This window comes from Streptomyces sp. NPDC126510, from assembly GCF_040302345.1.
In the GTDB taxonomy this organism is placed as follows: domain Bacteria; phylum Actinomycetota; class Actinomycetes; order Streptomycetales; family Streptomycetaceae; genus Streptomyces.
This window is the reverse complement of the sequence record NZ_JBEORR010000027.1, coordinates 1-24542: the sequence shown is the minus strand read 5'-3', so window position 1 is coordinate 24542 and position 24542 is coordinate 1. Positions and strand designations below refer to the sequence as shown.

The window sequence follows — 24542 nt, the reverse complement described above, 5'->3', positions numbered from 1 at the left end:
GCGAAGGCCCGGTCCCCCCTCGGGGAACCGGGCCTTCCGTGGCTACGGCCTCGCTCAGTCGAGGTAGTCGCGCAGCACCTGAGAACGGGACGGGTGGCGCAGCTTCGACATGGTCTTCGACTCGATCTGGCGGATCCGCTCACGCGTGACGCCGTAGACCTTGCCGATCTCGTCGAGGGTCTTCGGCTGACCGTCGGTGAGGCCGAAGCGCATCGAGACGACACCCGCCTCGCGCTCCGACAGGGTGTCCAGGACGGAGTGCAGCTGCTCCTGCAGGAGCGTGAAGCTGACCGCGTCGGCCGGGACGACTGCCTCGGAGTCCTCGATGAGGTCACCGAACTCGCTGTCGCCGTCCTCGCCGAGCGGGGTGTGCAGCGAGATCGGCTCGCGGCCGTACTTCTGGACCTCGATGACCTTCTCGGGGGTCATGTCGAGCTCCTTGGCCAGCTCCTCCGGGGTGGGCTCGCGGCCCAGGTCCTGGAGCATCTGGCGCTGCACGCGGGCGAGCTTGTTGATGACCTCGACCATGTGCACCGGGATACGGATGGTGCGGGCCTGGTCGGCCATGGCGCGGGTGATCGCCTGACGAATCCACCAGGTGGCGTACGTGGAGAACTTGTAGCCCTTGGTGTAGTCGAATTTCTCGACCGCGCGGATCAGACCGAGGTTGCCCTCCTGGATGAGGTCCAGGAACAGCATGCCGCGGCCGGTGTAGCGCTTGGCCAGGGAGACCACCAGACGGAGGTTGGCCTCCAGGAGGTGGTTCTTGGCGCGGCGGCCGTCCTCGGCGATGATCTCCAGCTCGCGCTTGAGCTTCGGGGCCAGCTTGTCGGCGTTCGCCAGTTTGTCCTCGGCGAACAGACCGGCCTCGATGCGCTTGGCGAGCTCGACCTCCTGCTCGGCGTTGAGCAGGGGAACCTTGCCGATCTGCTTGAGGTAGTCCTTGACCGGGTCGGCGGTGGCACCGGCGGCGGCGACCTGCTGGGCGGGCGCGTCGTCCTCGTCCTCGTCGGAGAGTACGAAGCCCGCGTTCTCGGGGGTGGCCTCGGGCTCCTCGCCGGCCTTGCCGGGGGCCGCCTCCTCGAGCACTTCTTCCTCGAGGACCTCGGCGTCGTCCTTCTTGGCGCTGGTCTTCTTGGCCGCGGTCTTCTTGGCGACGGTCTTCTTCGCGGCCGCCTTCTTGGCGGTCGTCTTCTTGGCAGCCGCCTTCTTGGCGGCTGCCTCCTCCTCGACGGCGGGTTCGGCGGCGGGAGCCGCCGGCGTGGCGGTGGCGGTGGCCTTCCGGGTGGTCACCGCCTTGGCCGCGACCGTCTTGGTGGCGGTGCGCTTGGCGGGACTCTTCGCTGCGACGCTCTTTCGGGTGCGCTTGGGCTCTGCGGCACTGACCATCAGCGTCACACCCTCTTCCTCGAGGATCTGGTTGAGGCTGCGCAGTACGTTCTTCCACTGAGTGGCCGGAATCTGGTCAGCTTCGAAGGCCCGACGCACGTCATCGCCGGCGATCTGCCCCTCAGCCTTTCCCCGCTCAATGAGCGCCATGACAGAGACGGACTCGGCGATCTCCGGCGGGAGCGTACGGGATGTGCTGGCCGACACGAACAACCTCTCGGAACGTTGGAAAACGGCTTCCGGCCCCGTCCGGTGTGGACAGGAGCCGACCGCCGGCTTGGGGATGGGCCGACGGCGCGGGCGGGGCCGGGAAGATGCACAGCGCCGTGAACGGCGTCCGTATTCCCTCCGCGGCTGTCACCTCTTAGGTCATCGCGTTCTTCCCGCGAGCGTTACGCCGAATCTGCGTGGCCCGAGTCACACCCCGTAAGCGAACAGAAGCGGTCGAACTCAGACAGAACGGGTCACACGCGGAATCGACCCGACCACGCCACCGGGTACTGGCCCCTTCGCGCCGTCGGACCCCGCAGGATCACAAGGATCCCACGGGGTCCGACGGGAGGCGGATCACCGATCAGGCACTGCCACAGGAGGGGGGTGGCACACCCGGCCGCGCCGCCCGCGGAACGCGGTCAGTGCTCGCGCGGGGCGGGCACCACCCGTTCCACCTCGGGGTGGACCGTGAGCAGTTGACGCATGGCCGCCTCGGCCGCCGCTCCGTCACCGGCGGCGAGGGCGTCGCAGATGCGGCCGTGGTGTGCCAGGGAGGCCTCGTTCGGGCGGTCACAGCCCGTGACCGGGCCGCCCGAGACCTGGAGGGCCGCGGACACGATGCCGGACAGGTGCTCCAGCATGCGGTTGCCCGCGACCTGGATGAGCAGCGAGTGAAACTCGGAGTCGGCGCGGGAGAACGTGAGCGCATCGCCCTGAGCCATCGCGTGCCCCATGATCTCGACCATGTCCGCAAGGCGCTGCTGGACGTCCTCCCGACCGTGCCCGGCGGCGAGGCGGGCGGCGAGCGGCTCGATCGTCCACCGCAGCTCGCTCAGCTCGCGACGCTGGTTGTCGCGCTGGGGCCCGAAGGCCCGCCACTCGATGATGTCCGGGTCGAGGAGGTTCCAGTCGCTGACGGGGCGCACGCGCGTGCCGACGTTGGGGCGGGCGCTCACCAGACCCTTGGCCTCCAGGACGCGGAGCGACTCGCGGACGACGGTGCGGGAGACCTCGAATCGCTGGCCGATCTCCTCGGGCACCAGCGGCCGGTCGGCGCCCAGGTCGCCGGAGACGATCATCTGACCCAGCTGTTGAACGAGTTGGCCGTGCAGCCCGCGTCCGCGGCTGCCGGCGGCGCGGCGGCCCACACGGCCCAGCTCGGGGTCTCCGCCGTCCCAGGCAGGGATCCCGACGCGGTCGACGGCGGGCGCCTCGGCGTACGGGTAGCGGTCGAGTTCGCCCGGGCTCGTGAGGCCGGAGTCGGCGGAGCGGGCGGCGGTCATCATGGTGTGCGCAACGGTACTCACGCATCATTTGTCGGCGCCGCTTCCAACTCCCTTGAGGTCTTTGGTGAAAAGCACACGAAAGGGTGATCGCTCACCCCGTCGCAATTGACGCCTTATCGGAAAGAAATGTGCGTTCTGCGGGGAGTTGTGCGCATGGCCGGACTAAGGGTTACGGACAGTCGTCACCGGAACCTGCCACGCAGGGTGGTGAGCAGATAGGCGAATAGCAGCGCGGTCAGCGACAACATCAGTGCGCCGCCCACGGGTTGGGACATCACCTTGAGCGCGGTCTCCAGGTAGCGCTCTCCACCGAAGGGCCACCGCGGCAGGAGCGTCTCTCGCAGCCGCACGGGGAGTCCGGCCGCCGTTCGCACAGACGGACCGTTCACGAGCCTGTGCACGACGGGTACGACAAGGAGGGGGACGGCGGCCACGGCGGCGAGCCCGGCCGTGGTGGACCGGAAGACGCCTGCGGCGAGTACACCGGCCCAGGCGCAACCGACGACGAGCCCGAACCAACTCGTCATCAGCGGGAACCAATCGGCGGGAACCTGTGCGAGCTCCCGTCCGTAGACGAGATAGAGCACTTCGGCGTCGCATCCCACGGTGAGGACGGCCAGGACCAGCGCGGCGGTCGAGGAGACGAGCAGCTTGGCGGCCAGCAGCCCCAGCCGGCGGGGCACGGTGCCGCGGTCCGCGGCCAGGGCGGGGTGGCGGAACTCGTCGCCGAAGGCCAGCGCGCCGAGCAGCCCCGCACCGAGCGCCGCGGGCGGCAGGGGCAGCTCCTGCGGCCACGCGGCCAGCAGACGCGGCTGCGGGGTGTGCCCGATGCGTGCGAGCACTACGGCGGTCACGGCGGACACGGCCAGTACGGCGGCCCCGGTGAGGAACCCGGTGCCGATCCCGGTGGCGCGGCGGATCTCGTAGCGGAGGGGGCGGAGCGGGCTGGGGGCGGGACGGACGGAGATGGGGGGCGGCAGCGGAGGCAGCGCGTCGAGCGTGCGACCGGTCAGGGCTCCGGTCGGGTGCGGCGCCCCCGGCCGGGACGGCGCGGTCGCTGTCAGGGAGTCGTCGTCCGCCCGGCCGGCCGGGGAGAGATCCGGGAGCTCGTGCGGCTCGGTGTCGGGCAGTTGCGGTTGCCCGAAGGACAAGGACGGCTCGCTGGTGCCCGGCTCCCTCCCGTGGGAGAGGGAGCCCGGCTCGAGCACGGGGCGTGGCTCGGTTGCGGGGGCCGGGGCGTCCGTCGCGAAGGGACTCGACGGGTCGGCAGACGATGGCGACTCTTCGGGCCTGGGCGCAAGGGGCGTCCCGTGCGTGTCCGTGACGCGCACCGACCCGGCCGGGATCCGGTCGCGCACCCCGCTCGCGTGAGCGACACCCGCACCGGGCCCCATGTCTCCGACCTCGTCGGCCAGTTGGTGAACGACGATGCCGTGACGAAACGCGACCTCGCCGATGTCCGCGCAGGTACCGCCGTACACCGAAAGGCGGTTACCGCCCTCTCGGACGACTTCGACGGAGCGCTGCGAAGTGCGGGCTTCTTTGGCCAGGAGAACCGCCAGACGGGCCGCGTGCGGACTGCGCACCGCGACACGGGGGCGGAGGCGCGTACGCGCGAACTCCGCGGCCTCCTGGTCGGCCACGAGCCTGCCCTGTTCCAGGGTGACGACCCGATCGGCGGTGCGCGCGGCGCCCTTGGGGTCGGCCGTGGTGAGCAGGACCGTGCCGCCCTGGGCGGCGTGGGCGCGCAACATGCCGTGCAGCCAGGCGCTCTCACGGGTGGAGAGTCCGTCGGCCGGGTCGTCTAGGACGAGGGTGTGCGGGTCGGCCAGAAGGACGCAGGCCAGCCCGAGGCGCCGGTCCAGGCCACGGGAGAGAGTACCGAGGCGTTCCTCGCGCAGGCTCACGAGCCCGACCGCCTCGAGCACTTCGTCGGCACGCCGAACCGGAACCCCCGCGGCTGCGCACAGCATGCGCAGATGACTTCGCACCGTGCGGGCGGGATGCCCGGGAACGTCGCCCAGCAACACGCCGACCTCACGCGCGGGGTGGGCGATGCGGTGCAGCGGACGCCCCCGGAAGTGGGTGATGCCGCGCCCCTGTTGGAGTTCGAGCATCAGTCTGAGAACCGTCGTCTTGCCCGCGCCCGGTGCTCCGAGCAGCGCGGTGATGCGGCCCGCCCGCGCCTCGAACGAGACGTCGTCGGCTGCGGGCGGAAGCTCTTTGCGGGGGTTGCTGGTCAGTCCGAAGGCCTCGATCACTCACAGCAAGATAGCGTGCTATGTCCGTTTTTCCGGGCACCTCAGCGCCTTACCGAGATCCGCCTCGGGAAGCCCCCACACCGTGACGGGATTGCCGACGGGTCGCGTTCCTGTCAGGGCGCCGCCCGCACCCTGCCGGCCGCTCACACCTCGGGACGCAGCATCGGGGGGTTGAGCAGTGTCGCGCCGCCGGCACGGAAGAGCTGAGCCGGGCGTCCCCCCTGGCGGGTCGTCGTCCCACCGGTGGGAACCAGGAAACCGGGCGTGCCCGTGACCTTGCGGTGGAAGTTGCGCGGGTCGAGCGCCACGCCCCACACCGCCTCGTAGACACGACGCAGTTCCCCGACGGTGAACTCGGGTGGGCAGAAGGCGGTGGCCAGTGACGAGTACTCGATCTTGGAGCGGGCGCGCTCCACTCCGTCCGCCAAGATCTGGGCGTGGTCGAAGGCGAGCGGCGCGACCGGTTCGGCCTCACGCCCGTAACCGCCCTGCTGCAACAGTTCCTCGACCGGGGCCCAGCGCGCGTTGCTGGCGTCTCCGCCCGCTCTGGGCGGGGGCAGATCGGGGGCGAGGGCGAGGTGGGCGACGCTGACGACCCGCATCCTGGGGTCCCGCTTGGGGTCTCCATAGGTGGCCAGCTGCTCCAGATGCGCCCCGTTGTCCTGAGCCGGGACGGAGGGGTCGTGGACGCGCAGTCCCGTCTCCTCGGCCAGCTCGCGCGCCGCGGCCTGCGCCAGGTCTTCGTCGGCCCGCACGAAGCCGCCGGGCAGCGCCCAGCGCCCCTGGAACGGCGGCTCGCCCCTGCGCACCGCCAGCGCACACAGAGCATGACGGCGCACGGTCAGCACGACCAGGTCCACGGTGACGGCGAAGGGCGGAAACGCTGACGGGTCGTAGGGCATGCGGCGATCATAGTCGTCTGCCTGACGATAAACACCTCCTTCGCCGGTCCGTCCGCCCAGTGATCCACTTCCGTCCGCTTATGGACTCGGCCGACTGCACCTGGTCATGAAATGGCATGTCGCTGCACGTCACACCCCCAGTTGCAGTCCGTCGGCCGCCTCCTCGACCATGGCCAGGCCCAGTCGGCCGACCCGCACGGAGAACCGGGCACCCGCCACGCGCAGTCCCGTGAAACCGATCTCCCCGAGCGGTGCGCTGCGCACGGGGCGCAGGGTGACCGTGCCTGCCGGGGCATCGGGACGGATGCCGGCGAGGGTGGTCAGCAGCATGACTCCGGCTGCCGCCGCTGTGGCCGCAGGTCGGCAGGCTGCCGGGTGTGGGAGCGGAGCGCTTCCTTCCGTGCGCTGCTCCCCCGCGTACATCTCGGGCAGCCGGTAGGCGAAGGTCTCGGCGGCCGAGAGCACGCCGCTCACCAGTGAGCCGGCCTCCTTCTCGTAGCCCGCGGCGGCGAGTCCCGCAGCGGCGAGAGCCGTTTCCTGCGTCCGTACGGCTCCTGCGCGGTGGCCGAACGGATTGAATCCCGCTTCCTTCGAGCCCAGTCCGCGCAGGCCCCAACCCGAGTCCATAACGGGGCTGCCGAGCAGCCGGGCGAGGTGCTCGGTCCGGATCTTGTCGAGCAGCCCCGGCGCCAACTGGCCACCGCCCAGCAGGCCCGTATCGAGGAGGTGCACGGCGGCGGCACCCAGGTGGGGCACCGGACTGCCGTCCGGCGCACGTGCCGCCGCGGGCCGGCCGCCTCCCCGATCCTCGATCCAGAAGTGTTCCCGGAAGGCGGTCCGCAGGGTCTGCGCCCATTCCCGGAGCGCCGCGCCCCCCGTCCGGCCACAAGCGTCGAGCAGGTCGGCTCCGAGCAGCGCGGCACGATGGGCGTGGGCCTGTGTCTCACAGCGGACAGGTCCGCCCGGGTTGGGGTCGCGCAGGTAGATGCCGTCGCCCACCGTGTCTCGCAGCCAGGTCAGGCAGCGCTCGGCCGCGGGCAGCAGCGCTTCCGTTTCCCGGTCGGGGAGGCCCCAGCGGCGCGCTTCTGCCAGCACGGCGGGGAAGAGCAGCGTGGCCTCTGTTCCGGTGCACTGCGGCGGAAGGTGCGGCCCGGCGTCCCGCCTGGGGCCGGGGATCATTCCGGACTGCGCTCCAGGGGCGGTGAGTTGGGTCCGCGCGAGGATCCGCAGCGTCCCCGCGGCAAGGCCGGTGCCCAGCGGCAGCACCATCCGGGCGGCGACCAGCGCGTCGGCGGGAGCCAGACCGCAGCGCCAGGGTGCCCCGGCCGCGAGGTGGGTGTCAGCGGGGTGTGCGGAGTCACGCAGGAGGAGGGCCTGGAGGTCCTCGATACTCGTCCGCAAGAGGGTGGGGACTCTCGGATCGTCGCCCTCCGCACATGCGGCGGACAGCGGGCTGGTCGCCGCTCGTCCCACGGCTCGGAGGGGTCCCGCGCCGTCCGGCCGCACCCGCAGTTCGACGGTTCTGCTGCCCCCTGGCGGCAGGTCGAGCTCCCACCGCAGCAGTCTGGCCGAGGCCAGGGCGTCCGAGGGGGGCGGTTCGGCCGTGACAGTGGCGTTGCCGGTGGCGCAGGACCAGCGCAGGCCGGAGCCATGGACGCTTGCGGGAAGTTCGGGACCCGCGCTGCCGGAGGCGATCGCGCCGAGGTCGGCCAGGTCGGTGCCCAGCACGATCTCGAGCGGCAGCCGCAGGGTGCGCGCAGCGGCGCTGTGCAGGGTGACCCGCTCCGTGCCGTCGGCGAAGCGGTTACGTTCCACGATCACGTCAGGATCCGGGCCCGTCTGCGGTGACGTCCGGAGCGTGCCCACGAAGCGGGCGCGGTCGGCCGAGGCCATGCGGGCCTGTACCGCGAGCGGCTCTCGTCCGGCGACGCGGATCTCGCACCGGGAGAGCATGCGGCGACCGGCACGGTAGAAGCCCTCCAGTCCCCGGCCGGTCAGCTGCCCTTCCTCTGTTGAGATGGCCAGGCCGGGAAGGGCGACACAGATCATCGCGGTGTGGGCGGGGGGCAGGTCGGCGGACCAGCGCAGTCCGGGGATCGTGGCGCCCCGGGGCGGGGGTGCGGACGAGTGCCCCAAGGGTGATGGTGTCCGCCCTTGAGCGAAGGACGATGAGGCTGGGCCACATCCCGGACCCGTGCCGGGGCGACGGCTCTGGCCCGCCCACCGTGAGGAGGGCGGGCCCGGGCCCGACGACGAGGGCGGACGCGGGTCTCCACCGGGAGGTGCAGAGGAGTAGGACGCGCTGCCGGGGAACCTCGGTCCGTAACCGTCGACATGTGCAGCCGGTCGGGAAGGACCGACCTGTTCCCCTGCTCGCGGCACCCGGGCCCCGGGCGGGCCGAGGCCCGACCCGAGGGGCAGCGGGGGGCCGCCCTGCGGGCGTCGGTCGTCGGCGGCGGGCGGAGTCGGCTGATGCATGGGACGGCTTCCTCTGCGCTCGGTGCGCCAGAATCGGGGGCGGCGCGGGGGCCGGCGGACTCCCACGGAGCAGGGACGGTGCGGCCTCACGGCCCGTCCGGCCGTTCCGCCACTCAGGTGAACGCTGCGAGCGTCCTCCGGGTCACGCCCCCGGCCAGTCCCGTGCGCCTTGAGGCCGTCCGCCGCAAGGTCACTCCTCACCGCTCACGCCGTCGCCGTCCCGCACACCTTCCTCACCTCCGTCCCGGCAGGGCGTGGCCGCCTTCTTCGGCGCAAGTGCACCCGCTCCGCCCGTTCGTCCACTGCCGGGCCGGGCGGTACCCGCCTTTGTCGCACGGCCCGTGCGAGCACCGGATTCGGTGGCGCCAACGGGGCGTGTGGTGGCCGCAGAACGTGTGGTGCCGGCGGGGTGTGTGGTGCCCGCCGGGGTACGTCGGCCGGGGGTGCGGGCTCGGCCCTCATGGTCGTCTGCGCGGGTACCGCCGGATGCTGCGCCGGTGGTACCGGACGGACGAGTGCGGCGGCGACGGCGGGACGGCGCCGCCGGTCGAGAGGGCTGCTCGTGCGGCCCGGACTCGGGCGACCCGGTTGGCTGTGAGAAGTTGCCGGATGCTCCGAGCCGGGACGCCGCTGCTTGTGAGCGATTGCCGTGGGGCTCCATCTCGGTCGTCGGCGTGGTGTCGCGTCCGGCGGACCCGGCAGTGTCCGCCCGCGTTTGCGCGTCGGCGGCCGCGCGTCCCCGGTCGTCGCGCTCCGCCCGCAGGCAACTGCGGATCGACTCCGGGTCGAGTCCTTCGTTGCAGGCCTGGTGCAGGAGGCGGGCGAACAGGTAGTCGGGGTCGGCGCCCAAGGCCATGGCGAGGGCTTCGCGGGCCTCCAGTTCGTCGCCGGTGGACCAGGCGACCCAACCGGCGAGGGTGAGCGGCGCCGCGGCGTGTTCACCGTAGGGCCCGACACAGCGGCGGGCCAGGGTCCGCCAGAGGCGAAGGGCGCGTGCGGCTTCGTCGCCCTCCATCCACGCGGCAGCGCGGTCGCGGGTCGCTCGGTCCTGGAGGCCGAGGATCAGCCGGGCGGCCTCGTCGTGGCCGAGCAGTTCGTCGTCGCGAAGATCCGCCAGGAGCGTGCCGGAAACCGGCTGTGCCTCGGCGAAGCGGTCCAGGATCCCGCCGGCCAGTTCCAGCGTCTCGTCGGCCACGGCGGCGCGACCCTCGTCGTCCAGAATCCTCGGGACCAGCGCCATGCTGGCGATGTCCAGTGCAGCCTCCTGTTCGAGGGCCGCGGCGCTTTCCCAGGGCAGCAGCCGCGCCCGGAGTTCCCTCAGGGTGCCGCGCACCTGGATGCCGGCGTAGGTGGCGGCTGCGGCCAGCACGGAGGTGCCGGGGAGTCCCATGGGGGCTCCCTCGGAGGAGCAGCAGGCCTCGTTGTCACAGCAGTACGACCAGTAGCGGCCCTCCGAGATGCACAGTGCCTCGACGACCACCACGTCCAGGGAACCGCACTCGACGCGCAACCTCTGGGCCAGGGGCCGCAGCCGCTCCATCACCTGGCGGCCGGTCTGTCCCTTCTCCGGTTCCTGGCACAGGAAGGCGACCATCGACTCGGGCCGGGCCCCTCGGCGCTCGCTGCCCGTCACGAGACCGTGGGACAGCTGCCGGACCGCTGACGGCCAGTCGTCAGCGTTCGCGGGGATGCCGAGCCGGGCCCGGCCTCCGAACCGCCCGCGTCCGTCGCTGTCGTGGAGCGCGACCAGGACGATGCTGTCCTCGGGTCGGTATCCGAGAAGGTACGGCAGGGCGTCGGCCAGCTCGGCCGGTGTACGCAGGGTGACCTGGTGCTCGCCTCCGTGACCGGAGTACGGCGGGCTGGTGGCGTGCAGCCCGGACGGGGCGTTCCCCTTCTTCTCCTTCTGCCTGCTGTTCTTGTGCCCGCCCTGCGCCTCGGGCCCGGTGATGTCACCGTTCTCAGGGGATCCGGTGGCTTCGCTGTGGTTCGTCATGCGAAGACGATCTCGCGGAATCTGAACCTCCGCTTGAGCCTGTGGATAAGTCTGATCAGGGACGCGTCACCACAGGCGTTGCGTCCACAGGTCTCGGTGCGGGGCTACGGATGTCAGTGCCGTCCTGTTGTATGGAACGCATGGAGCACACGAACAACGCGGAACTGCGGGCGGCCGCCGACGCCGTCCTCACCCGTCTCGTCGGGGACGTCTCGGGGCAGGCCCGGCTGCGTGAGGACCAGTGGCTGGCGATCGAGGCGCTGGTCGCCGACAGACGCCGTGCCCTCGTCGTCCAGCGCACGGGCTGGGGCAAGTCCGCGGTGTACTTCGTGGCGACCTCGCTGCTGCGGGCGCGGGGCAGCGGCCCCACCGTGATCGTGTCCCCTCTGCTGGCGCTCATGCGCAACCAGGTCGAGGCGGCGGCTCGGGCCGGCATCCACGCCCGGACCATCAACTCCTCCAATACCGAGGAATGGGATGCCGTTCAGGACGAGATCGCCGCGGGCCAAGTGGACGTCCTGCTGGTGAGTCCCGAGCGGCTCAACAACCCGGACTTCCGTGACCAGGTGCTCCCTCGGCTCGCGGCCGCCACCGGGCTGCTGGTGGTGGACGAGGCCCACTGCGTCTCCGACTGGGGTCACGACTTCCGCCCGGACTACCGCAGGCTGCGCACCATGCTGGCCGATCTCCCACCCGGTGTGCCGGTGCTCGCGACCACCGCCACGGCCAATGCGCGCGTGACCGCCGACGTGGCGGAACAACTCGGCACCGGCGGCAGCTCGGACGCCCTCGTCCTGAGGGGCCCGCTGGACCGGGACAGCCTGAGCCTGAACGTGCTGAGCCTGCCGGACTCCGCGCACCGGATGGCCTGGCTCGCCGAGCACCTGGACGAACTGCCGGGATCCGGAATCATCTACACCCTCACCGTGGCCGCCGCCGAAGAGGTCACCGCCTTTCTCCGGCAGCGCGGACACACGGTCTCGTCGTACACGGGCAAGACGGAGAACGCCGATCGTCAGCAGGCGGAGGAGGATCTCCTCGGCAACAAGGTGAAGGCGCTGGTCGCCACTTCGGCGCTCGGTATGGGCTTCGACAAGCCCGACTTGGGCTTCGTGGTGCACCTGGGCTCCCCGTCCTCCCCCATTGCCTACTACCAGCAGGTGGGCCGCGCGGGACGCGGCGTGGAGCATGCCGAGGTGCTCCTGCTCCCGGGCAAGGAGGACGAGGCGATCTGGAAGTATTTCGCGTCGCTCGCCTTTCCCCCGGAAGACTTGGTGCGCCGTACGCTCGGCCTCCTCGCGCAGGCGGAGAGGCCCCTGTCGTTGCCGGCCCTGGAGCCCTTGGTGGAGCTGCGCCGCTCCCGTCTCGAGACCATGCTCAAAGTCCTCGACGTGGACGGGGCGGTCAAGCGGGTCAAGGGCGGCTGGATCGCCACCGGGCAACCCTGGGCCTACGACACCGAGCGATACGCCTGGGTGGCGCGTCAGCGCGAGGCCGAGCAGCAGGCCATGCGCGCGTACACCTCGACAACGGATTGCCGCATGGAGTTCCTGCAGCGTCAGCTGGACGACGAGGCGGCCAAGCCGTGCGGTCGCTGCGACAACTGCGCCGGTCCGCGCTTCACCGCCGACACGTCCGAGGAGGCGCTCGACGCCGCGCGTGTGGACCTGGGCCGGGCAGGTGTAGAAGTGGAGCCCCGGCGGATGTGGCCCACCGGGCTGCCGGCGATCGGAGTGGAGCTCAAGGGACGCATCCCCGCCGGCGAACAGGCCGCGCCGGGACGCGCGCTGGGACGCCTCTCCGACATCGGCTGGGGCAACCGGCTGCGCCCCATGCTCGCGCCCCAGGCCCCCGACCTCCCCGTGCCCGACGACGTGGCCAGGGCAGTGGTGGACGTCCTGGCCGACTGGGCCAAGGGACCCGGCGGCTGGGCGCCGGGCGCACCGGAGGGCCGACCGCGGCCGGCCGGCGTCGTCACCGTCGCCTCGCGAACGCGACCGCAGCTGATCAGCTCCCTGGCGGCGCACATCGCGGAGATCGGTCGCCTGCCGCTGCTGGGCACCGTCGAGTACACCGGCGACGCCTACCCGGGCTCCCGGAGCAACAGCGCCCAGCGCCTCAAGGCGCTCGACGGAGCGCTGGCCGTGCCGCCCGCCCTCGCCACGGCCCTCGCCGGGGCCCAGGGACCGGTACTCCTGGTGGACGATTTCACGGAGACCGGCTGGACCCTCGCGGTCGCGACCCGCATGCTCCGACGCTCCGGCGCGCAGGGGGTGTTGCCGCTGGTGCTGGCCGTGCAAGGCTGACGACGGGCCCGGGTTCGGGGCGGTTGTCCCGGCGCACCCTCTGGACGCCGTCCATCCTCATGCCGTACGAACGTGTCGTGCTCGAACGCCCCCGGGGGTGGTCCGGCGACACACACCGCGGGGATATTAGCCGCGCATCATCTGATAACGGTCGGCTGCCTCAATTGCTCGTTGCCGCATTCAAGTTCGACAGGAAGAATTGAGGTCCGCTCCCCGCACGGCTCGCCCGCCGCTCCGGTAGGGCTTTGCCGCGGTGCGCGCTCCCAGAATCCGACCCCGCCCGCAGTGTGGGCGCGTAGCCGAAGGGAGGACCGTGACCTTCGGATTCGCTCCGGCCTCGGCAGCGGCGTCGACGTCCGTCGCTTCCGCCAACCGCCTGCTCGAACCCGCGGAGTGGGCCGCCGCCGGGATCCCACTCCTGGGCAACCCCCGCGAGATCGTCAGCGGACTGCACGCCCGGCACCACCCGCAGCCGGCGACCGCTGTCGTCGCCGTGCTCGACGCGGACGAGCGGCTGCGGGCGAGCGCCTCGTTCGTGCGCCGTTCGGCTCCGGCCGACGGCTGGATGTTCCGCAATGCGCTGCTCGCGCAACTGCGTCGGGTCATCCCGCACGACCTGCGCCGCCGGACACCGGTACGCACCGCGGTGCTGCTCTACTGCCGTGAGGGCGACGCGCGTTGGACGGAGGAGGACGGCGCTTGGATGTGGGGGCTGCGTGACGCGTGCACCCTGCACGGGCTGCGCTGCGGGGCGTACATCACGCTGACCCGTGACGGCTGGCAGGTCCTGGGCGAGGGCCGCGGTGGACGCCGCCCTCACTCGGCCTCGGCACCGGAGCCGTTCGCCACATCGGAGGCACCGCCGCCCATACCGCGCACCGGTGGCGCCTCCGAGGTACTGCGCCGCGCGGCGGCGGCACGCTGAGTCCCGGCGGCCGCTCGCCACGGCCCCGGCAACCAGCGGCGAGAAGTGCCTCACTCACGGTGTCACTGGCACCTCGCCGCCGGCACACCGCGATCGCGACGCCGGTCAGCAGGAACGAGCACTGTGGACCCTGCTCTGCCCGAGCCGCACGCACAGTCGTCCGCCGCAGCCGCAGAGGGGCTCCCCGAACCCGCCGAGGCCGGTACGCAGTTACGGTCTCCCAACCGCCGGGCAGGGTGAACCGCCTGCCGTGCGGCGCCGCAGGAGCGGCGCCCGGAGTCGCCCCAGCGCCCTACCGGGGCGCTGCCGGACCGGCTCAGACGCCCGCGCCCAGCACCGAGTTGATCCGCTGCGGGTCACCACAGACGATCAGCAGGGTGCCGGCCCGGGAGTGGGCCAAGGACAGGGCGCTCACGGCCACGGCCTCGGAACCGCCGTTGACGGCGACCACGACCACCGGACGCGACGCGGCGCGTTCCGCGATGGTGGCGTCCGTGTAGAAGACGTCATCGCCTGCGTCGTGCTGGGCCCAGTAGGAGGTTTCACCGAAGGACAGCTCGTGGGCGGCCCACGGGTGCTGCTCCCCTGTCGTGATCAGCAGGATGTCACCGGGGGTACGACCGGAGTCCAGGAGCAGGTCCACGGCCTCCTCGGCGGCGTCGAGCGCCCCCTCCACGGAAGCCGGGATCAGCTGGATCTGCGGGGCGACCGGAGCGGCGGCACCGGCGGCACCGGCGGCAGGGCCCGACGGAGCGGGCTTGGCGGCCACGTCGCGCGGCGTACGTTGCACCGGCGGCGCCGGCCGGAGAGGGCCGGGGCGACCGGGACGCGACGGGGCCGCGGGACGGGGGCCTGGGACGGGACGGGGGGTCGGCGCGATTCGGCCGCTGGCCGGAGTGGCGCGGGGACCCTGGGCACTCTCGTGAATCTGAGGCTCCTCGGGAATGAGAGGCATGAGTTGATATTTATCAAACGCTAGTACGGCCCGCTTCGGCGGGTGGCGCATGTGCGCGAACGAAACCGTCAGAAATCGAAGCCGAGCTGACCCTCGATCTCCGGAACGCTTCCGTCCGCCCAACTGCGGACCTTCTTGAGGTGCCGCCACTGGGGCAACGCATCAAGATACGCCCACGACAAGCGGTGGTAGGGGGTGGGGCCCCGCTCCGCCAGTGCGGCCTTGTGCACGGGTGAGGGATACCCGGCGTTGTCCGCAAAACCGAAGTCTGCATGGTCGATACCCAGTTCGGCCATCATTTTGTCGCGCTGGACCTTGGCGATCACCGAGGCCGCCGCGACCGCCACACAGGATTGGTCACCCTTGATCACCGTGCGGACCCGCCAGGGGGTACCGAGATAGTCGTGCTTGCCATCGAGGATGACCGCGTCGGGACGGACCGGCAGTGCGTCCAACGCACGCCCCGCCGCCAGCCGCAGTGCCGCTGTCATACCCAGGGCGTCTATCTCCTCCGGAGAGGCATGACCCAGTGCGTACGACGTCACCCAGGTCCGCAGCTCCTCGGCGAGGGCAGTGCGTCGCTTGATGGTGAGCAGCTTTGAGTCCGTGAGCCCCTCGGGTGGACGGCGCAGTCCGGTGATCGCCGCGCAGACGGTGACGGGACCGGCCCACGCGCCGCGCCCCACCTCGTCGACACCTGCAACGATCTTCGCTCCGGTCGTGGCTCGAAGGGAGCGCTCGACGGTGTGAGTAGGCGGTTCGTACGGCATGGCGCACCTAGATTACGCCGCCCTCGAGCGTCCGCGACACCCCGGTCCGCCGCAGCGGGCTCGCCACCGTCGCGAGCCCCCGTCGGGCGCCGTTCCACACGAGCGCGGCGCACTGTTCGACGCGAACATGGCGCACCCGTTCAACGCGGCTGTGCCGCACAGTCCCGCAACAGCAAGAGCTCCTCGAGCGGGGCGTCAGGAACCGTGCGGCCGCAACAGCGGAACCATCAACTGGTCGATCATCTCCTCGACTTCACGGTCCTGCCATTCACTTCCGCACATCTTGGAGCGATACATCATCATCGCCGGTATGGCGTCGTAGACGTAACCGTTCGCAGCTTCCGGGCGTACCTCACCTCGCTTGACACCTCGGTCGACAGCCTCGCGCAACATCTTCATGGTGGGTTCCACAACCCCCTCGAAGATCACGGCATGGAAGCGCTCGGCCTGCGCTGTGTCGCACTCGTGAATCACCCCGCATGCCTCCCGTACGAGGCGCGACAACGGGCGGCTGGTTACGGAGAGTTCCCGGGATGTACGGAGAGTTCCGATGGGTGAGAGTCCCGGCCCTCAGGTCGACAGGGGCACCCAGTCCGGAAGCGGCTCCGTCCGCTCGACCCACTCGGCGGGCGGCGTCCCCGCCTTCCCCGAGGCGACCACGCCGCCGACGATGGCGCACGTGGTGTCGACGTCCCCGCCCACCTGGGCAGTCGTCCAGAACGCCCGCTCGTAGTCGCCGAGGCTTCTCGCGGCCGACCAGAGGGCGAAGGGCACGGTGTCGTGGGCGGTCGTACGCCGCCCGCACCCCAGCACCGCCGCGACCGTACCCGGGTCGTCGTAGTCGAGCATGTCCCGGGCCCGGCGGAGTCCCGCACCCACGGCGCTCTTCGGCACCAGAGCGATGACCCCGTCGAGGAGTGCTTCGGCGCCGGGGGGTCCGTCGGGGGCGGCGGCGAACGCGGCCGCCGCGGCGACGGCCATGGCCCCGACGACCGCCTCGCGGTGCTGATGGGTGGTGTAGGCCGAGATCTCCGCCTGGTGCGTCGCCTGCTCGGGATCGCCGGCGTACCAGGCGCCCAGCGGGGCGATCCGCATGGCCGCGCCGTTGCCCCACGACCCCTGCCCGTTGAAGAGCGCGGCGGCGAGTTCCCGCCAGTCGCCACCCTCCCGGACGAGGCGCAAGAGGCGATTGACGGCGGGGCCGTAGCCACGGTCGAAGTCGTGGTGCTCGGCGAAGGAGAGGGCCAGGGCGTCCTGGTCGATGCGGTGGTGGGCGGCCAGGACGGCGACGACCGAGCCGGCCATCTCCGTGTCGTCCGTCCACTGCCAGGTCCCGGACGGCACCTCGCGGCGCTTCAGCAGCGGGTAGTTCACCGGGACGAAGTACTGGGAGCCCAGGGCGTCCCCGACGGACAGTCCGCGCAGGCAGGCCAGGGCGCGGTCCAGGCGCGCGTCGGGGGAGGAATCAGCGGTCATCGCCCTGCCACTCTATCCGGTGATCTCGTACGGCTCGGGATCTCGCCAGCGGTCGAAGGGCCGGTCGAGCGTGTACTTGCCGTCGTCCCCCAGAACGAGCATCCGCACCTCGCCGTTCCCCGGGTTCGACAGCGACTCGAACTCCGCGACGGTCCAGTGGAACCACCGCATGCAGAACAGCCGCATGGCCAGGCCGTGCGTGACGATGAGGACGTTCGGCGGGTGCTCCGGGTCCTCGAAGCTGCGGAAGAGGCTCTCCAGGAAGCCCCCGACCCGGTCGTAGACGTCGGCGCCGGACTCGCCCTGGGCGAAGCGGTAGAAGAAGTGGCCGTACGCGTCCCGGTAGGCCTTCTGGAGGCGGACCTCGTCGCGGTCCTGCCAGTTGCCCCAGTCCTGCTCGCGCAGCCTGGGTTCCTCGCGCACCCGTATGAGACCGGTGTCCAGGCGGAACGCGCGCAACGTCTCGTGCGTACGGCGGTACGGGGAGACGTAGACACTGACGCGCTCGTCGCCGAAGAGCTCGCGCAGCTGCCCGCCCGTCGCCTCCGCCTGCCGTCGGCCGCGCCCGGTCAGTGCCAGGGCGTGGTCGGGTTCACGCTCGTAGACGGAGTCATCAACATTGCCCGTTGACTCGCCGTGCCGGACAAGGACGATGCGCCGTGGTCGTGCCATGCCAAGACCCTAGATCGAGTGAGGGCCCGGGGAGCACCTACACCGCACCCATACCGCGTAGGTCACACGATTCGTGCACCACAGATCACTTCGGTCGCACGCTTGTCCGATCGGAACGGCTGTGTCCGGCTCTCGAAGTCACACCACCGGAGTCGTACCCCCGAAGCCGCACCCCTCGAAGCCGTACCCGCGGGAGCACACCACCGAAGCCTTACCCCTGGGGTCACACCACCGGAGTGGTACTCCCGGGGTCATACGACCGGAGTGGTGACCACGGGGTCACACCGTCCAGCTCGACTCCATGTCCACGACGGCCCCGGTGAGCGCCGCCACGTCCGCCTCCGTCTGGGCCCTCAGGGCGAGCCGCTCCACGCGTTCCGTGCGGTACTTGCCGTGCTCTGCGGCCGAGCGCCACATCGACAGCACCATGAACTCGTTCCCCGGTGCCTCGCCGAACAGCCCGCGCACCATGCCGGGCGAGCCGGCCATCGCCGGGTTCCAGACCTTCTCCTGCATCAGCACGAAGTGCTCCGCCCGCGCCTCGTGGATACGGCAGAGCGCGACCCGGAGCAGGTCGGCGTCCGTGAAGCGCGGTTCGAAGCCGGTCTTCACGTCGAAGCGGTAGTCGAAGAGTCTGACCTGGGCGTCCTTGAACGTGCCCGCCTGGGACGATGCGAGCCGGTCGTGGGACCGTGCCATGAACGAGTCGTAGAACGCGCGGCTCTCCCAGAACGCGAAGATGTGCGCCACATCCGGCCGCCCCCGGCTCCAGCCACCCCCCTGCCCGCGAAACCCCGGCTCCCCCAGAAGCCCCGCCCACTTCCGCTGCCCCCGCTCGAAACCGCGGCGGTCCACCACGGTGCAGCGAATCCACTTGACCAGCACCGCGCCATGGTAAGGCCACCGGGCGTGGCGTCGGTCACTCTCGGCTGGACCGCTCCTCCCCGCACGTACCCGCGTGCGTGGCAGGATGGACAAACAGTCATGCGCGCCCGGCAGTTGGGCCGGCGGACGGGTCGGTACGGGGAAGGGGACTCTGGTGGACGGGCTCAGCAAGGGGCTTCGCAAGGTCGAGATCGCGGTGCGGTGGGATCCCAGCCCGGCCGGGCAGCCGTCCACCGACCTGGACCTGGTCGCCGCGACCTACCTGGCGGACGCCCCGCACGGCGATCCCGCATACGTGGTGCACTTCGACAGTCGTTCCCCGGACGGCACCATCACCCTCAACCGGGACAGCAAGGACGGCCAGGGCTTCGGCTACGACGAAGTCATGACGTTGGAACTGGACCGGCTCGACGTCCGGTACGCGCGCGTGGTCGTCGGTGTCGTCATCCAGCAGCGCCCGGCGGAGCGCACTTTCGTCAGTGTGCGCAGTCCCGGACTGCGTATCCGTGAGGGTTACACCGTCCTCGCCGAGGATGACTTCGGCGGTGTCCTGGGTGCGACCGCCGCGACAGTCGCGGAGTTCGTCCGGGACGGCTCGGGGCCGTGGGAATTCCGCGCCGGCCTCCGAGGCTTCGAGGGCGACCCCGTGGACTTCACCGGGACGATGGGTTCGGCACACCGTCCCTGACGAAGCCACCGACGAGCCGCCTACGACGGGAGGGGCACCGCCCACAGGCGGTGCCCCTCCGTCATCGGCTCAGGCGCTCGGCGTCAGCTGCAGCCGCTGGTCGAGCCGCAGCCCTCGCAGATGTAGCACGAACCGGCGCGCTGCATCTTCGTACCGCAGGAGAAGCACAGCGGGGCATCGGCCTGGATGCCCAGCTGCATCTCCACCAGTTCCGCACTCGTGTGGGCCTGCTGCGGGGCGGGCTTGACCGCCTCCTCTGCCTTGGGCGCGGAAACGGCCTTCAGCTCCTGGGCGCGCGGCGCCGACTGGGCCAGACCCTCGACGTCGACCTCGTCCTCGCTCGGCTCGTACGAACCGGTCTCGAGGTGACGCTGACGCTCCTCGGCCGAGTGGATGCCGAGCGCGGAACGCGTCTCGAAGGGCAGGAAGTCCAGCGCCAGGCGGCGGAAGATGTAGTCGACGATCGACTGCGCCATCCGCACGTCCGGGTCGTCCGTCATACCGGCCGGCTCGAAGCGCATGTTGGTGAACTTCGAGACGTACGTCTCCAGCGGCACGCCGTACTGGAGGCCGACGGAGACAGCGATGGAGAAGGCGTCCATCATGCCCGCGAGGGTCGAGCCCTGCTTGGACATCTTGAGGAAGACCTCACCGAGACCGTCGTCCGGGTAGGAGTTGGCGGTCATGTAGCCCTCGGCACCGCCGACGGTGAAGGACGTGGTGATGCCGGGACGTCCCTTCGGCAGGCGCTTGCGGACCGGGCGGTACTCGACGACCTTCTCGACCGCGGTGCGGATCGTCTCCTCGGCCTTCTCGGTGATCTCCGCCTTCTCCTTCTCCTTGGTCTTGGCGGAGAGCGGCTGGCCGACCTTGCAGTTGTCGCGGTAGATCGCGAGCGCCTTGACGCCGAGCTTCCAGGCCTCGAAGTAGATCTCCTCGACCTCTTCGACGGTCGCCGACTCCGGCATGTTGACCGTCTTGGAGATGGCGCCGGAGATCCACGGCTGGATCGCGGCCATCATGCGGACGTGGCCCATCGGGGAGATGGCCCGCTCGCCCATGGCGCAGTCGAACACCTCGTAGTGCTCGGGCTTGAGACCGGGGGCGTCGATCACGTTGCCGTTGTCGGCGATGTGGGCGACGATCGCCTCGATCTGCTCTTCCAGGTAGCCCAGGCGGCGCAGGGCCTGCGGGACGGTGCCGTTGACGATCTGCATCGAGCCGCCGCCGACCAGCTTCTTGAACTTGACCAGCGCGAGGTCGGGCTCGACACCGGTGGTGTCGCAGGACATCGCCAGGCCGATGGTGCCGGTCGGGGCGAGCACGGACGCCTGGGAGTTACGGAAACCGTTCTTCTCACCGATGCGCAGGACGTCGACCCAGGCCTCGCTGGCGGCGGCCCACACCGGGGTGTCCAGGTCGTCCATGCGAACGGCCTTGTCGTTGGCGTCCGAGTGCTGCTTCATGACGCGCTGGTGGGCGTCGGCGTTACGGGCGTACCCGTCGTACGGGCCGACGACCGAGGCGAGTTCGGCGGAGCGCCGGTACGCCGTACCCGTCATCAGGGAGGTGATGGCTCCGGCGAGGGCACGGCCGCCGTCGGAGTCGTACGCGTGACCGGTGGCCATCAGCAGGGCGCCGAGGTTGGCGTACCCGATGCCGAGCTGGCGGAACGCGCGCGTGTTCTCCCCGATCTTCTGCGTCGGGAAGTCCGCGAAGCAGATCGAGATGTCCATCGCGGTGATGACCAGCTCGACGACCTTCTGGAAGCGCTCGGCCTCGAAGGACTGGTTGCCCTTGCCGTCGTCCTTCAGGAACTTCATCAGGTTCAGCGAGGCCAGGTTGCAGGACGTGTTGTCCAGGTGCATGTACTCGCTGCACGGGTTCGACGCGGTGATCCGGCCGGACTCGGGGCAGGTGTGCCAGGCGTTGATCGTGTCGTCGTACTGGATGCCGGGGTCGGCGCAGGCCCAGGCCGCCTCGGCGATCTTGCGGAAGAGTGCCTTGGCGTCGACCTCTTCGATGACCTCGCCGCTCATCCGGCCGCGCAGCCCGAACTGGCCGCCCTGGTCGACCGCCTTCATGAACTCGTCGTTGACACGGACCGAGTTGTTGGCGTTCTGGTACTGGACGGACGTGATGTCGTCGCCGCCCAGGTCCATGTCGTAGCCCGCGTCACGCAGAACGCGGATCTTCTCTTCTTCCTTGACCTTGGTCTCGATGAAGTCCTCGATGTCCGGGTGGTCCACATCGAGGACGACCATCTTGGCGGCGCGGCGGGTGGCGCCACCGGACTTGATCGTTCCTGCGGAGGCGTCGGCGCCCCGCATGAAGGAGACCGGACCGGAGGCGTTGCCGCCGGAGGAGAGCAGTTCCTTGGAGGAGCGGATCCGGGAGAGGTTCAGGCCGGCGCCGGAGCCGCCCTTGAAGATCATGCCCTCTTCCTTGTACCAGTCGAGGATCGACTCCATGGAGTCGTCGACGGACAGGATGAAGCAGGCGGACACCTGCTGGGGCTGCTTGGTGCCGACGTTGAACCAGACAGGGCTGTTGAAGCTGAAGATCTGGTGCAGGAGGGCATACGCCAGCTCATGCTCGAAGATCTCGGCGTCGGCGGGCGAGGCGAAGTACTTGTGGTCCTCTCCGGCCTTCCGGTACGTCTGCACGATGCGGTCGATCAGCTGCTTCAGGCTGGTCTCGCGCTGCGGGGTCCCCACGGCACCCCGGAAGTACTTGCTGGTGACGATGTTGACCGCGTTCACCGACCAGAAGTCGGGGAACTCCACGCCGCGCTGCTCGAAGTTGACCGAGCCGTCGCGCCAGTTGGTCATGACGACGTCACGGCTCTCCCAGGCCACCTCGTCATAGGGGTGGACCCCAGGGGTGGTGTGGACGCGCTCGACACGCAGGCCCTTGCTCGCCTTGGCGCTCTTGGCGCGGGAACTCCGTGCCGGACCGCTCGCCGTCTCTGTCATGCCGCCTCCCTGTACGGGCGCAAACGCCCTGAAGTGCCCCGTTGTTCCCGGTGCACGATGTTCTGTCTGGTGTTGCGGGCACCCACTCACACGCCCGCAACAGGTCTTCTCACGCCGCCGCCCGGCCGGGTCCCGGAGCTGCCTCCCGGATCCGGCCCGCCGGTCAGTCGGCGGCGCCTGCGGGCTCGGGGACCTGCTTGGTCCCTCCGGGCCCGCGGTCGTCTTCCTGGCTCCCCGCAGCCGCCTCCTCGCGGTCCGGGCCGTCCGTGCCGGTGCGTCCCGTCTGCGCCCTGAGTTCCTCGATGGCCGCCTCGAAGTCGTCGAGCGAGTCGAACGCCCGGTAGACGGAGGCGAACCGCAGGTAGGCGACGAGATCGAGTTCCTGCAGCGGGCCGAGTATGGCCAGCCCCACGTCATGGGTGGTCAGCTCGGCACTTCCGGTGGCCCGCACCGCTTCCTCGACCCGCTGGCCGAGCTGGGCGAGCGCGTCCTCGGTGACGGGCCGCCCCTGGCACGCCTTGCGCACACCATTGATGATCTTCGTGCGACTGAAGGGCTCGGTGACTCCGGACCGCTTCACCACCATGAGCGAGCACGTCTCCACGGTCGTGAAACGACGGGAGCAGTCAGGGCACTGACGGCGCCTGCGGATCGATGTGCCGTCGTCGGTCGTACGACTGTCGACGACACGGCTGTCGGGGTGCCTGCAGAAGGGGCAGTGCATGAACTCCCAACCCTCCTCACAGCAGACTCAATAGCCTCGCCGGGCATCTTGCGCCCCACGAAGCAGCCCCAAGCATAGGCGATGACCATGAGCCTCGAGACCCGGGGGACCACAACTTCTGGGCTGCTGATGCAATCCAACCACTAGATGTGGGGATTGGCTCATACATCCAGCCCCATCTCGCGTGTCGCGCGCGAAGGCGCAGGTGACATGCGACGACCCCTGCCGCACGAGCCCGTTCCACCCCGGAGGCGCCACCTCCGGCGGCTGGCCCGGAGCCGCGGCCGCATCCGTTCCTGCACGGCCGTATCGCCTCGGCACATGCGGAGATACCGTGGGCGCCGCGAGGAGGGGGCGTGGGACTCCCGCGCAGATGAGGGATGGCCCCCGGGCGATGGAATGCCGGATGGCAGACTGGGGCACAGTCCACGAGGCGATCACCCCGGCGGTGAAGAGTACAGCAATGGGCCCTTTTGCCTGCCAGGTGGCGCGGCCGCCAATACACCCGGACACATGATCGCGTCCGGTGATTCGCGTTTTTTCACTCGAACGTGTGTTTGGCGCAACCTTTCGAAAGCAACTACCGTTGTCCAGCAGGGAGACCATCGAGAGGGGCCGACGTGACCACCACCGCAGACAGTGCCGCCATCGCTGCCCAGGACCGCTCCCAGGGCCGACTGGAGCCGGTGCATGCGATGAACGAAGCCACGAACCCTGAGGGGCACAAGCGCTCCCTGCCGGGCCGACCTCCCGGCATCCGGGCGGACAGCTCGGGACTCACCGATCGCCAGCGCCGGGTGATCGAGGTCATCAGGGACTCCGTCCAGCGTCGGGGTTACCCGCCGTCGATGCGGGAGATCGGTCAGGCCGTCGGCCTGTCCAGTACCTCCTCCGTCGCGCACCAGCTGATGGCGCTGGAGCGCAAGGGCTTCCTGCGCCGCGACCCGCACCGCCCGCGCGCCTACGAGGTGCGCGGCTCCGACCAGGCCGCCTCGGTGCAGCCCACGGACACCGCGGGCAAGCCCGCCGCGTCGTACGTGCCCCTGGTCGGCCGGATCGCCGCCGGTGGCCCGATCCTCGCCGAGGAGTCCGTCGAGGACGTCTTCCCTCTCCCCCGCCAGCTTGTCGGCGACGGTGAGCTGTTCGTCCTCAAGGTCGTCGGTGACTCGATGATCGAGGCCGCGATCTGCGACGGCGACTGGGTCACAGTGCGCCGTCAGCCGGTCGCCGAGAACGGCGACATCGTGGCCGCGATGCTCGACGGCGAAGCCACCGTCAAGCGCTTCAAGCGCGAGGACGGCCATGTCTGGCTCCTGCCGCACAACGCGTCCTACGAGCCGATCCCCGGCGATGATGCGACCATTCTCGGCAAGGTGGTGGCCGTGCTCCGCCGCGTCTGACAGCGCGCACCGCGTCGGGTGGGCCCAGCGGGCCCACCCCCTTGACCGGGCCCCGGGACCCCTGCGCCGGTTCCGGGGCCCTGCGCTGTCCGGGGCAGTTGCCGCACTCGGGGCCCGGCAGCTCGTGCACGTGGGGGCGGGGGGGGGGCGGGGCCCCCCGGCCCCCCCCCCCCACCCGAATGATACACCCGGACGGCGGGCAGCCCCGCGGCGGGGGCGGCCAGAACAAACAAGGGGACCG

17 protein-coding genes and 1 pseudogene are annotated in these 24542 nt (G+C 70.6%); 4 read left to right on the top strand and 14 right to left on the bottom strand.

The annotated features are described in order from the left end of the window. Positions 1–54: 54 nt before the first annotated feature. From ABTX60_RS31510 to ABTX60_RS31485, 6 genes are all read right to left on the bottom strand, one after another. Complete coding sequence (locus ABTX60_RS31510) at positions 55–1596, bottom strand: RNA polymerase sigma factor (RefSeq protein WP_352100416.1); 1542 nt, start codon at positions 1594–1596, stop codon at positions 55–57. 425 nt (positions 1597–2021) lie between these two features. Beyond that, positions 2022–2909, bottom strand: a complete 888-nt coding sequence (locus tag ABTX60_RS31505; RefSeq protein ID WP_352100415.1) for a FadR/GntR family transcriptional regulator — start codon at positions 2907–2909, stop codon at positions 2022–2024. 161 nt (positions 2910–3070) lie between these two features. Then, positions 3071–5149 carry an ABC transporter ATP-binding protein gene (locus ABTX60_RS31500; protein WP_352100414.1) on the bottom strand — a complete coding sequence of 693 codons (2079 nt, stop codon included), beginning with the start codon at positions 5147–5149 and terminating at the stop codon, positions 3071–3073. A gap of 143 nt (positions 5150–5292) precedes the next feature. Continuing rightward, positions 5293–6051 (bottom strand): NUDIX hydrolase, encoded by a 759-nt coding sequence (locus ABTX60_RS31495; RefSeq protein WP_053671009.1) that lies wholly within the window; start codon positions 6049–6051, stop codon positions 5293–5295. A 129-nt stretch (positions 6052–6180) separates the two neighbouring features. Continuing rightward, on the bottom strand, positions 6181–8100 hold the full coding sequence (locus ABTX60_RS31490; protein ID WP_352100469.1) for a glycogen debranching N-terminal domain-containing protein: 1920 nt from the start codon (positions 8098–8100) through the stop codon (positions 6181–6183). 619 nt (positions 8101–8719) lie between these two features. Continuing rightward, on the bottom strand, positions 8720–10525 hold the full coding sequence (locus ABTX60_RS31485) for a DUF4192 domain-containing protein (protein WP_352100413.1): 1806 nt from the start codon (positions 10523–10525) through the stop codon (positions 8720–8722). A gap of 140 nt (positions 10526–10665) precedes the next feature. Between ABTX60_RS31485 and ABTX60_RS31480 the strand changes: the two genes are divergently transcribed. Both ABTX60_RS31480 and ABTX60_RS31475 read left to right on the top strand, forming a co-directional pair. Then, on the top strand, positions 10666–12831 hold the full coding sequence (locus ABTX60_RS31480) for a RecQ family ATP-dependent DNA helicase (protein WP_352100412.1): 2166 nt from the start codon (positions 10666–10668) through the stop codon (positions 12829–12831). A 313-nt stretch (positions 12832–13144) separates the two neighbouring features. Beyond that, positions 13145–13756 (top strand): hypothetical protein, encoded by a 612-nt coding sequence (locus ABTX60_RS31475; RefSeq protein WP_352100411.1) that lies wholly within the window; start codon positions 13145–13147, stop codon positions 13754–13756. 316 nt (positions 13757–14072) lie between these two features. Here ABTX60_RS31475 and ABTX60_RS31470 read toward each other — a convergent pair whose 3' ends face one another. The 6 genes and pseudogenes from ABTX60_RS31470 to ABTX60_RS31445 form a co-directional block, all read right to left on the bottom strand. After that, complete coding sequence (locus ABTX60_RS31470) at positions 14073–14711, bottom strand: hypothetical protein (RefSeq protein ID WP_352100410.1); 639 nt, start codon at positions 14709–14711, stop codon at positions 14073–14075. Positions 14712–14779: 68 nt separating this feature from the next. Next, positions 14780–15481 carry a ribonuclease HII gene (rnhB, locus tag ABTX60_RS31465; RefSeq protein WP_352100409.1) on the bottom strand — a complete coding sequence of 234 codons (702 nt, stop codon included), beginning with the start codon at positions 15479–15481 and terminating at the stop codon, positions 14780–14782. Between the two features lie 195 nt (positions 15482–15676). Next, positions 15677–15955, bottom strand: a pseudogene (locus ABTX60_RS31460) (TetR-like C-terminal domain-containing protein); the annotation flags it as partial. A gap of 96 nt (positions 15956–16051) precedes the next feature. Continuing rightward, a complete protein-coding gene (locus ABTX60_RS31455; protein ID WP_352100408.1) occupies positions 16052–16957 on the bottom strand; it encodes an ADP-ribosylglycohydrolase family protein in 906 nt (301 codons plus the stop codon). 12 nt (positions 16958–16969) lie between these two features. Next, positions 16970–17629, bottom strand: a complete 660-nt coding sequence (locus ABTX60_RS31450) for a histidine phosphatase family protein (protein WP_352100407.1) — start codon at positions 17627–17629, stop codon at positions 16970–16972. Positions 17630–17908: 279 nt separating this feature from the next. Further along, on the bottom strand, positions 17909–18514 hold the full coding sequence (locus ABTX60_RS31445; RefSeq protein ID WP_352100406.1) for a YdbC family protein: 606 nt from the start codon (positions 18512–18514) through the stop codon (positions 17909–17911). 154 nt (positions 18515–18668) lie between these two features. Here ABTX60_RS31445 and ABTX60_RS31440 point away from each other — a divergent pair, with 154 nt between their 5' ends. Then, the gene (locus ABTX60_RS31440; protein ID WP_352100405.1) at positions 18669–19202 is read left to right on the top strand and encodes a TerD family protein; all 534 of its coding nucleotides are present in this window, start codon (positions 18669–18671) and stop codon (positions 19200–19202) included. A gap of 83 nt (positions 19203–19285) precedes the next feature. Here ABTX60_RS31440 and ABTX60_RS31435 read toward each other — a convergent pair whose 3' ends face one another. Together ABTX60_RS31435 and nrdR are read right to left on the bottom strand one after the other, a co-directional pair. Beyond that, positions 19286–22177, bottom strand: coding sequence for a vitamin B12-dependent ribonucleotide reductase (locus tag ABTX60_RS31435; RefSeq protein WP_352100404.1), 2892 nt, complete (start codon positions 22175–22177; stop codon positions 19286–19288). Between the two features lie 163 nt (positions 22178–22340). Beyond that, positions 22341–22901 (bottom strand): transcriptional regulator NrdR, encoded by a 561-nt coding sequence (gene nrdR / locus ABTX60_RS31430; protein WP_352100403.1) that lies wholly within the window; start codon positions 22899–22901, stop codon positions 22341–22343. 620 nt (positions 22902–23521) lie between these two features. Between nrdR and lexA the strand changes: the two genes are divergently transcribed. Beyond that, the gene (gene lexA, locus ABTX60_RS31425) at positions 23522–24301 is read left to right on the top strand and encodes a transcriptional repressor LexA (protein ID WP_053671024.1); all 780 of its coding nucleotides are present in this window, start codon (positions 23522–23524) and stop codon (positions 24299–24301) included. Positions 24302–24542: the final 241 nt, after the last annotated feature.

Excerpts from the sequence above, each read along its gene's own strand:
- ABTX60_RS31495 (WP_053671009.1), bottom strand. The coding sequence starts at position 6,051 with ATGCCCTACGACCCGTCAGCGTTTCCGCCCTTCGCCGTCACCGTGGAC.
- ABTX60_RS31490 (WP_352100469.1), bottom strand. The coding sequence starts at position 8,100 with ATGATCTGTGTCGCCCTTCCCGGCCTGGCCATCTCAACAGAGGAAGGG.
- ABTX60_RS31485 (WP_352100413.1), bottom strand. The coding sequence starts at position 10,525 with ATGACGAACCACAGCGAAGCCACCGGATCCCCTGAGAACGGTGACATC.
- ABTX60_RS31480 (WP_352100412.1), top strand. The coding sequence starts at position 10,666 with ATGGAGCACACGAACAACGCGGAACTGCGGGCGGCCGCCGACGCCGTC.
- ABTX60_RS31470 (WP_352100410.1), bottom strand. The coding sequence starts at position 14,711 with ATGCCTCTCATTCCCGAGGAGCCTCAGATTCACGAGAGTGCCCAGGGT.
- rnhB (WP_352100409.1), bottom strand. The coding sequence starts at position 15,481 with ATGCCGTACGAACCGCCTACTCACACCGTCGAGCGCTCCCTTCGAGCC.
- ABTX60_RS31455 (WP_352100408.1), bottom strand. The coding sequence starts at position 16,957 with ATGACCGCTGATTCCTCCCCCGACGCGCGCCTGGACCGCGCCCTGGCC.
- ABTX60_RS31450 (WP_352100407.1), bottom strand. The coding sequence starts at position 17,629 with ATGGCACGACCACGGCGCATCGTCCTTGTCCGGCACGGCGAGTCAACG.
- ABTX60_RS31435 (WP_352100404.1), bottom strand. The coding sequence starts at position 22,177 with ATGACAGAGACGGCGAGCGGTCCGGCACGGAGTTCCCGCGCCAAGAGC.
- nrdR (WP_352100403.1), bottom strand. The coding sequence starts at position 22,901 with ATGCACTGCCCCTTCTGCAGGCACCCCGACAGCCGTGTCGTCGACAGT.